The organism is Peribacillus sp. TE19612 (assembly GCF_056279465.1).
In genome coordinates, this window is the sequence record NZ_JBWCCL010000003.1 from 443,382 (window position 1) to 453,190 (window position 9,809).

Below are 9,809 nucleotides of genomic sequence, written 5' to 3' on the forward strand. Positions count from 1 at the left end.
GTTTCAAGATGGATATTAATAAAATGACGGAGAGAACCCAACAGGCATTCACTGGCGGTCAGGAACTAGCCAATGAAAGAGGGAATCCCGAGCTGACGGAGCTTCATTTATTAAAGGCCTTAATGGAACAGGATGAAAGTTTATTAATCAGGATTTTATCGGAATCTGGTAAATCGGTGAATCTATTTGATATAGAGCTGAATAAGGAATTGGATGGATTACCGGAAGTGAGCGGGGGTGTTTCCCAGGTTTACATGTCATCCTCCCTACAGCAAGTTCTGACGGCTGCCGAAAAGGAAATGCAGATGTGGGAGGATGAATACTTATCTGTCGAGCATATACTGCTTGCGTCTTTGCAAGTCAATAGAACGAATGTAAACAGGCTATTTTCATCATATGGAATTGATTATGATAAAGCAAAACGGGTTATAAGCGATATAAGGGGGAATCAGCGAGTGACTAGTCAAAATCCTGAAAGCACTTATGAAGTACTGAAAAAATACGGCAGAGATCTCGTTGCTGAGGTTAAATCGGGTAAGGTCGATCCAGTAATCGGTCGAGATACGGAAATCCGTAACGTCATCCGGATCCTTTCACGGAAAACGAAAAATAATCCTGTATTAATAGGAGAACCTGGAGTAGGTAAAACAGCGATTGTCGAGGGGTTGGCTCAAAGGATCGTCAGGAAGGATGTGCCGGAAGGTTTAAAGGATAAGACCGTTTTTTCACTCGATATGAGTGCACTTGTCGCAGGGGCCAAATTCCGAGGTGAATTTGAGGAACGCCTAAAAGCGGTGTTGAATGAGATCAAGAAGAGTGATGGGAAAATTCTCTTATTCATTGATGAATTGCATACAATTGTCGGTGCAGGAAGAACGGATGGCGCCCTTGATGCCGGAAATATGTTAAAGCCGATGCTTGCGCGCGGTGAGCTGCATTGTATCGGTGCAACGACCCTTGATGAATATCGGCAATATATTGAAAAGGATCCGGCTTTGGAACGCCGTTTCCAACAGGTTCTGGTTCCTGAACCGGATGTTGAAGATACGATTTCAATTTTGCGGGGATTAAAGGAACGGTTTGAAATTCATCATGGCGTCAGGATACATGATCGGGCGATCGTTGCAGCCTCTGTCCTTTCGAACCGATATATAACGGAGCGGTTTTTACCGGATAAAGCGATTGATCTTGTGGATGAAGCATGTGCGATGATCCGCATGGAAATCGACTCCATGCCATCCGAGTTGGATGAAATCACGAGAAAAGTCATGCAACTAGAAATTGAAGAAGCGGCCCTGAAAAATGAAGACGACCCTCAAAGCAAAGCAAGGCTGGAAGTGCTTCAAAAAGAACTATCAGAACTTCAGGATCAAGCGAATAGCATGAAATCCAAGTGGCAAATGGAGAAATCAGCGCTTCAAAAGGTGCAGGACAAACGTGAAGAGCTTGAGAAACTGCGTCATGAACTGGAACAGGCAGAGAATGACTATGACCTTAACCGGGCAGCTGAACTTCGGCATGGAAGGATTCCGCAGCTTCAAAAAGAATTGGAAGCAATGGAAGACGAATTGGAAAAGGAAAAACAGGAATCACGATTGCTTCGCCAGGAAGTGACGGAGGAGGAAATTGCCTCGATTGTGGCAAGGTGGACAGGGATTCCGGTAAGCAAGCTGGTGGAAAGTGAAAGGGAGAAGCTGCTTCGCCTATCAGATATCCTGCATGAACGCGTAATCGGTCAAGGAGAAGCGGTGGAACTCGTATCCGATGCTGTTTTAAGAGCAAGGGCTGGAATAAAAGATCCAAACAGACCAATCGGTTCATTCATTTTTCTTGGGCCGACTGGTGTCGGTAAAACCGAATTGGTAAAAGCTTTGGCAGAAACATTATTCGATAGTGAGGAACATATGATTCGAATTGATATGTCGGAATATATGGAGAAACATTCCGTGTCCCGACTTGTTGGTGCACCTCCCGGTTATGTTGGATTTGAGGAAGGCGGCCAGCTTACGGAGGCTGTAAGGAGAAACCCATACTCAGTCATATTACTGGACGAAATTGAAAAGGCGCATCCTGAAGTCTTCAATATTTTATTGCAAATGTTGGATGATGGAAGAATAACAGACTCCCAAGGCAGGACAATCAACTGTAAAAATACGGTCATCATCATGACTTCCAATATCGGTTCCCATTTCTTATTGCAATCCAACCGGGTGGATGGTGGCATTGAAGAAGAAATAAAAGATCAGGTCTTTAAAGAATTAAGAGGGCATTTCCGTCCGGAGTTTTTGAATCGAGTTGATGACATTGTTTTATTCAAACCTCTGACGAAACATGAAATCGTTGAAATCGTAGATAAAATGGTTCATCAATTACAAGTGAGGTTAACTGAACAAAATATAGTCCTCAACGTCACAGAAGCGGCTAAGGAATTCATTGCGGACCAGGGATATGATCCGGTATATGGAGCTAGACCGCTGAAGCGATTCATCCAAAAGCATCTCGAAACGAAAATCGCTCGTAAAATCATAGCTGGGACTGTTAAGCTTAAAGAAGGAATTACGATTGATTATGACCATGATGAATTGGTCCTTAAATAAAAACGTTAATATGCAGTTTATCCGTATCCAAAGTACGGTATAACAAAAAGGACATCCTAAAAAGGATGTCCTCTTTTGCTTCTTAATGTTGATGGGAGTCTTTAGCTGGCCCGGCAGGCATGATAGCTGGGATGATACAAATCAGGATAGCAGCAGCCAATCCTAGAATAGTTCCCTGCGCAGCATCGTATGAAACTCCGATCATGGAAGAAACAACATATACAGTCATATGCACTAATAAGAATGTCCAAAAAATTGTCCAAGCATAACGCATCGAATTTCACCTCATTCCACTACATTCATTTTTATCTTACCATAATTAATATACAGTTAAAACGTGTTTTTAATAATAACCTTTAAATAATTCAATACATTAAATCATAAGAGAAATTTTTTGGCAGACAAGCTGGTTCAAAACTTCAAAAGGGAAATCATCGGGGGAATAAAAACAAAAATCGTCCCTGCTTGGTTAATTTAAGATAAGAAGTTAGGCGTTTCCACTGACCCTTTCTATTTTTCGTCATAAATTAATATAGTAGTAGTAATATTCCTTAAAGGAGTTTGAACGATGGAACAACGAACTTTTCAAATTGATGACCAATGGAATATCATCTATTATCCAGAGCGGCCCAGTGGTTTTTCCGTAATGGTAATTGGAGACCGTAGTCATTTTGTCGAAAAAGACAGCAGCTTTTGGCTGCAGCATCCAGGCAGGCTGCAGATATTGGAATATTTAAAGGAATACGGATACACGCTATTTTCTTCCAATTTTCACGGGGCCAACTGGGGCAGTCCTAAAGCACTGGACCTTTCCCTTAACCTATATATTCTTTTCATGAAAAAAGAAATAGTCAATCAAAGGGTTCATATATTGGCAGAGGGGACAGGCGCACTACTTGCCCTAAAGCTAATGAATGAACTTGGAAATAAAATTCGGTCTGTCGTATTGATCGATCCGGTTTTTTCCTTGAAAGCACAACTGGAAAAAGAAAAGGAAAATAAGTTCTTCTATAAAAAATGGCTGTCAGAGGTTGCTGCTGCATATGAGCTCGATCCGGCAGAATGTGAACAGCATATCCTGGACACTGAAGATTCAGTTATCGCAGAGAATATCCCCATGAAAGTGATTCAGGTTTTTGGAAGCTTACGGAAAGAGCAAGCCTCCCTTTATCGGCAAATACAGCTGGCCAGAAAAGCAGACTTGCAGCTGACGTATATATTGCCCGAAAAACGTTATAAAATCCCCTATCAAATACAAAAGTTCTTCAATGAGAATGAAGAGATTTTATGAGAAGAGATATATTTTCACAATAGTTTGCATACGATACAGCATCTAAAAAAACTAGACGTGCCGGGTGAAGTGGGCTTGATGGCATACGAGGAGGCTGTATTTATGCAAACAAACATTGTCATAGGCACTTATCGATTTGTGGGCTTCTATGTGACTCAATATTTTTTGAACCAAGGGAAAGAAGTAATCGGAATCGATTGGGATGATTCCGAAGCAAATCAATATATTATGGAAGAAAAAGAATTTGAAATAGGAAGGAATTCAAATTATATATACTTTCCGATAAATAAACTTAAATTATTGGATATTTCACAGCAGGACACGGTGTTCATCTCTTGTTACGATATTCAAAGCGGCAAAATGGACAAAATCGATTTTCTGATAGGCGAAATCGTTTCCTTCATTGAGAAATTTAAAAATGGCAAGAATGAAACGCCCAATTTCGTTCTTTTCATGCCCATTGAAAAAGATGTCAGTATATTTCATTCCATATTAAGCTCGATTCGTGAAATCGATTCTGCAAAAATCATATTTTTACCGACGATTTATGGACCTTGGCAATCGGAAGGCATGAGCTTTGAAGCTGGAATCAATCAGCTTGGGCAGTCTGATATCAAAGCGGCAATTGCTGCCGAATATACCTTTGATGCTCTCTATATCACTGATTTTGTTCATGCCTTGGAAGTGGTGCTAACCTCAAGTTCCGATAGGGACATCCAATTGTGCAGCTCTATTGATGATCATTGGAATGAATGTGCCAAGCTAATATTTGGTGAAAGCATGGATTCATTCACTCCCCAACAATCAACAACTAAAATCAATAAAGGAACAATATTTGAAGTGCAATGCAAAATGGAACCGGAAGAAGGCATTGCATTACAAAAAAAACATAATAAACGATTAAACTTACTTAAAAAGTGGAGAAAGCGTGATTAAACAAATAATTTCGTTATTTGAGAAGAACAAAACGGTATATTTGCCTCTAATCTATATGTCTTGTACTATAATGTACAAGGATAGGAAGAACATCAAAAGATATCCATGATTTTATATGTGCGCCCTTTACGAAAGGGTCCTGTGGAATTATGATATTATTTGGGCATCACAAATCAATTGATGAATATTCAAAAGATAGGGGGGAAACGCGAATGAGTTCAGATAAAACTCTTGAATTTATGGGAATCGCCATGAAATACTTCCCAGAGGCTAAAGCGAAGCTTGAGGCAAGCGGGATTCCATTTTCAATGGAGATGGCAGAGCCATTCATGGAGCTCTTTAAAAGCGTAATGCAAGAAGCCTATGAGCTTGGCAAACAAGATGCTCAGCGTTAATTAAAGGCAGGCTGTCCCGATAAAGGGCAGCCTTGATTTTTTTATTCTTTTTTCAAGAACTTGGCGATCAATGGGTTCAGATTGATTTTATCAATGGTCGGTTTGTATTGACTGTATAAGCCCATCAATGTTTCAACGCTCGCCATCAATTGCAAGTAATCAACCTCCGATTCCTCTTGCTCCGGTTCGGGTTTCCTGCCAAACATCAAATTCGAAAAATGATCATCCGGGTTTCTTTCGCGGTTGCGATTGAAGATATCCATAATGAGTCCTCCTTTACTCCTTTTATTTATAATGTATGTCCCTGAATTTCCCCTGGCATAGGCGCTTGACCGGCTTCCGAAAGAGATTTCTTTAGCTTTTAAAACTGTTAACTCTTGCAAGGAAGTCTTTTTTTATATAAAATTAGTACCAGGTAATAATAGATGATTATAATAACTCATTAAAATATAAGGGGATGGCAAGATGAATGCTGGAATACTAGGGCTTGGCCGCTACTTACCCGACAAAATCGTTACAAATGCGGATTTAGAAAAAATTATGGACACTTCTGACGAGTGGATCCGGACCAGGACGGGTATTGAGGAAAGAAGAATTGCAAATGATGATATTGATACTTCAGATATGGCTTATGAAGCCGCAAAGGCTGCATTGAAAAATGCGGAAATTTCGGCTGAAGAGATAGATATGATTCTTGTGGCTACCGTTACACCTGATCAGTCGTTTCCTTCTGTCGCTTGCATGATTCAAGAGAAATTGGGAGCGATGAAGGCAGCTGCAATGGATGTAAGTGCGGCATGTGCCGGATTTATGTATGCAATGATCACGGCACAGCAGTTTATTAAGACAGGTGCATATAAGCATGTGTTGATTGTCGGTGTTGAAAAACTTTCGAAAGTAACCAATTGGGAAGACCGTAATACTGCTGTCCTTTTTGGTGACGGAGCGGGTGCAGCTGTACTTGGACCTGTATCTGATGGCAAAGGGGTCCTTTCCTTTGAATTAGGCGCAGATGGAACTGGCGGGAAGCACTTATTACAGGAAGGAGATTTCATTCATATGAATGGACGTGAAGTATTTAAATTTGCTGTCCGTCAGATGGGGGAATCCAGCCTGGGTGTATTGGACAAAGCTGGTTTGACAAAGGAAGATGTGGATCTGCTTGTTCCGCATCAAGCAAACATACGCATAATGGAAGCCTCAAGGGAACGCCTGGGTCTCCCGCTTGAAAAAATGACAAAAACGGTTCATAAATATGGAAATACTTCATCAGCGTCCATTCCAATGGCCCTTGTGGAAGAAATGGAAGCGGGAAGAATCAAGGACAATGACTTAATCGTCATGGTTGGTTTTGGCGGTGGCCTTACATGGGGAGCGATCGCTCTTAGGTGGGGTAAATAAAAGAAGAAACAAATCGTAAGAGCTTTAAAAATAGGAAGGAGCCATTTTCAATGACTAATCGTCGTGTAGTTGTAACAGGTATTGGAGCAATCTCTCCAGTTGGTAATGATGCAGAAACTGGATGGAAGAATATAATCGAGGGGAAATCGGGAATAGGGCCTTTAACTCGTTTGAATGCTGAAGAATATCCCGTTAAAGTGGCTGCTGAAATCAAGGACTTTGATATAGAAACATATATAAATCGTAAAGAAGCACGCAAAATGGACCGTTTTACCCATTATGCAATTGCAGCTTCCGTTATGGCATATAATGATAGCAAGCTGGAAATAACCGATGAAAATGCTGCACGTGTCGGGGTCTGGATCGGTTCGGGTATCGGCGGGCTGGAGACACTTGAAACACAGCATGAAAACTTTTTAAACAGGGGATATAAACGGGTTAGCCCATTTTTCGTTCCAATGATGATACCGGACATGGCAGCCGGCCAGGTTTCTATCTTACTGGGTGCAAAAGGAATCAATTCATGTACGGTAACAGCCTGTGCAACAGGAACAAACTCAATCGGTGATGCGTTTAAAGCCATTCAACGGGGCGATGCCGATGTCATGATTACAGGCGGGGCCGAAGCGCCAATCACAAAAATGTCGGTTGCAGGCTTCTGTGCAAATACGGCTTTATCGACAAATCCTGATCCACAAACCGCTAGCCGTCCTTTCGATCTTAACCGTGATGGTTTTGTAATAGGTGAAGGAGCTGGAATTATCGTTCTGGAAGACCTTGAACATGCATTGAATAGAGGAGCCAAGATTTATGCTGAAATAGCTGGTTATGGCTCAACTGGAGATGCCTTCCATATTACCGCTCCGGCACCAGGTGGAGAAGGCGGGGCAAGAGCCATGAAAATTGCAATTGAGGATGCAGGTTTGAATCCTGAAGACATCCAATATGTGAATGCCCACGGAACGAGCACGCCATACAATGACAAATACGAAACGATGGCAGTCAAAGAAGTCTTTGGCGACCATGCTAATAAACTTGCGATAAGTTCCACTAAATCAATGACGGGCCATATGCTAGGGGCAGCAGGCGGTGTGGAAGCAATATTCACGATTCAGGCAATCAGGGACAGCATTTTGCCTCCAACCATCAATATTGAAACACCAGACCCTGAGTGTGATTTGGACTATGTCCCGAATCAAGCAAGGAAGGGCGAAATCAATGCAGCCATCAGCAATTCACTTGGATTCGGTGGACATAACGCTACGATTCTTTTCAAGAAATATCAATAAGTTTTGAAGGAAGAGCAGATCTTTTGGGATCTGCTCTTTTTTATGTTGAAGGGAAAAGGGATATATTGTGTCATCCGCCTTCATTAAATCATACGATAGTCAATAGAAGCGGAGGTGTATGGGGAAATGGGAGTCATTTCAACCAATGAATGGATGAGGAAGGATTTCAACCGGCCGATCCAGATGATGGAAAGACTTAAAAGCACTTTCAACGATACCCTTGATGCGGATATGATTTATCATCATTTATTGAAGCATGGCATGTATTCTCCGAATCAAAAAACTAAACTCACATGGGAAGACTTGCAAGAAAACGATGTATGGGAAAAAACACAAAGCTTGTTTACAGCTTATAAGAAGCTATGGGGAGGGCCAGATGTTCCCATATATATTTTCCCGCTCATGTCTACAGGGATGTGGAATAAAAAAGTTGAAACGAAGTCAGGGTTGGCCTTTAAAGATAAACTATTCCTTTTTTACGGAAAGGGGATAGCCGAAAAGGAAATGGAGGCCCTGTTGATTCATGAATACCATCATGTTTGCCGTCTGCATCATTTGAAAAAGGACCAAAAAGAATTCACTCTCCTTGATACGATGATCATGGAAGGACTGGCGGAAAGAACGGTGGGAAAATATTTAGGAACAAAATATTTAGCGAATTGGACTAAGTTATATCAGGAAGATAAACTACGAGAATATTGGAGAAAGCATTTAGAGGAAAAGCACACGATAAAACGTACAGATCCTCTTCATGATGTACTTCTGCTTGGGTCGAAAGGATATCCATATATGCTTGGATACTGTAGTGGCTATTACCTGGTGAAAAATTTTGAAAAACTCTCCGTGAAAAGATCATTCATTATTCAATCTGAAGAATTCTTATCAAAATAGAGCTAATATATACGTTCTTTTTTTCTTAATCTGTTTTCTAGAATAGGAATAAATTGTATGGTTACTGCCTATACTGATTGACAAACAGAAATTTGTTTAAGTGAGGGATGAATGATGCTATATCTTCATGATGTATGGGTTAACTGGTTTGAAGGAGAAGAAAACGGCTATAATATTTGTCATTTTCATGAATGGAGGAAAGATGACGGGATCGAACTACTAGATCAAGTTCCTTTGTTGAAAGTGTCATCAACATTGTTCCACTACATAGAAAACGACTTGTCAGAATTACCTAAGCCATTGCTGAATGATGTTTATCAAAAAGCATATGCAAGGAAAAATCATGAGCGAATTCAGCTTGACTATTGTTTTATCGTGACTGACGGAAATGGAATTTTAGCTGTTGATACGATAGGTTATCATATTCCGATTAGGAAAAGCAGAATAATTCCCCGGCAGGAACAAATTGTTTATGACATGATAGAAAACCATGATGAGATGGATTACACCTTTACTGAAAAACCTACATCTGAGAAAGAATATCATATTTTGTCGCCGTCTCCCTTATTCATGAACGGTTTGACAAGAAAAGAAAGACAGCTTAAGCAATTGCTATTCATGGCCATGGACCAATTATTCACGGCGAAAAACACTGCTGAAATCCGCTATTGGTACACAGAATGGGCCCCTGAGAAATATGAAAGCATTCAAGAAATGGATTTTCAGATAGCTTGGCTTGAGTTATATGAAGAAATGAAGGAAGGCTGGTCAGAGAAGCACCTTCAACTTTGTGAAAATCTTGTGAAGGGGCAGCCTTTTTTTGAAAAGCTTTGGCAAGTGGAGGCTGGCGATAGCCCATCGATTTTATGAACAAAAAAGACGATCCGTTAGGATAAGTCAGACTGTAGGCAGACTTGATCTGACCCAATAAAGTTAGACATATAATTTAAGCAGCTTCTAAGACCTGAGTTCGGTATTCTATCGGACTCAGGTCTTTTAATTTTACCTT

Annotated in this window: 10 protein-coding genes; 8 read left to right on the forward strand and 2 right to left on the reverse strand. The window is 40.8% G+C overall.

Annotation, left to right across the window (positions count from 1 at the left end; translation table 11 throughout):
* Positions 1-8: 8 nt before the first annotated feature.
* Entirely contained in the window at positions 9-2,597 is a 2,589-nt protein-coding gene (gene clpB / locus ACZ9AO_RS08080) for an ATP-dependent chaperone ClpB (protein ID WP_476108826.1), read from the forward strand.
* Between the two features lie 82 nt (positions 2,598-2,679).
* Here the strand turns inward: clpB and ACZ9AO_RS08085 are convergent, their stop codons facing one another.
* Positions 2,680-2,871 (reverse strand): YjzD family protein, encoded by a 192-nt coding sequence (locus ACZ9AO_RS08085; RefSeq protein WP_048686917.1) that lies wholly within the window; start codon positions 2,869-2,871, stop codon positions 2,680-2,682.
* 294 nt (positions 2,872-3,165) lie between these two features.
* Here ACZ9AO_RS08085 and ACZ9AO_RS08090 point away from each other — a divergent pair, with 294 nt between their 5' ends.
* The 3 genes from ACZ9AO_RS08090 (at position 3,166) to ACZ9AO_RS08100 (ending at position 5,219) form a co-directional block, all read left to right on the forward strand.
* A complete protein-coding gene (locus ACZ9AO_RS08090) occupies positions 3,166-3,888 on the forward strand; it encodes an alpha/beta fold hydrolase (protein WP_048686919.1) in 723 nt (240 codons plus the stop codon).
* A gap of 102 nt (positions 3,889-3,990) precedes the next feature.
* Entirely contained in the window at positions 3,991-4,824 is an 834-nt protein-coding gene (locus tag ACZ9AO_RS08095; RefSeq protein WP_476108827.1) for a hypothetical protein, read from the forward strand.
* A 212-nt stretch (positions 4,825-5,036) separates the two neighbouring features.
* Positions 5,037-5,219 (forward strand): ComZ family protein, encoded by a 183-nt coding sequence (locus ACZ9AO_RS08100; RefSeq protein WP_034314525.1) that lies wholly within the window; start codon positions 5,037-5,039, stop codon positions 5,217-5,219.
* Positions 5,220-5,260: 41 nt separating this feature from the next.
* Here ACZ9AO_RS08100 and ACZ9AO_RS08105 read toward each other — a convergent pair whose 3' ends face one another.
* Positions 5,261-5,482 carry a hypothetical protein gene (locus ACZ9AO_RS08105; RefSeq protein ID WP_048686923.1) on the reverse strand — a complete coding sequence of 74 codons (222 nt, stop codon included), beginning with the start codon at positions 5,480-5,482 and terminating at the stop codon, positions 5,261-5,263.
* Between the two features lie 202 nt (positions 5,483-5,684).
* On the opposite strand from ACZ9AO_RS08105, the gene ACZ9AO_RS08110 reads away from it, so the two are divergent.
* The 4 genes from ACZ9AO_RS08110 (at position 5,685) to ACZ9AO_RS08125 (ending at position 9,670) form a co-directional block, all read left to right on the forward strand.
* On the forward strand, positions 5,685-6,620 hold the full coding sequence (locus ACZ9AO_RS08110; RefSeq protein WP_034314519.1) for a beta-ketoacyl-ACP synthase III: 936 nt from the start codon (positions 5,685-5,687) through the stop codon (positions 6,618-6,620).
* A gap of 50 nt (positions 6,621-6,670) precedes the next feature.
* Positions 6,671-7,909, forward strand: a complete 1,239-nt coding sequence (gene fabF, locus ACZ9AO_RS08115; RefSeq protein WP_048686925.1) for a beta-ketoacyl-ACP synthase II — start codon at positions 6,671-6,673, stop codon at positions 7,907-7,909.
* Between the two features lie 126 nt (positions 7,910-8,035).
* Positions 8,036-8,800, forward strand: coding sequence for a DUF2268 domain-containing putative Zn-dependent protease (locus ACZ9AO_RS08120; RefSeq protein WP_048686927.1), 765 nt, complete (start codon positions 8,036-8,038; stop codon positions 8,798-8,800).
* Between the two features lie 114 nt (positions 8,801-8,914).
* Positions 8,915-9,670: a YjbA family protein gene (locus ACZ9AO_RS08125; protein WP_034314514.1), complete on the forward strand. Its 756-nt coding sequence runs from the start codon at positions 8,915-8,917 to the stop codon at positions 9,668-9,670.
* The last annotated feature ends 139 nt before the right edge of the window (positions 9,671-9,809 follow it).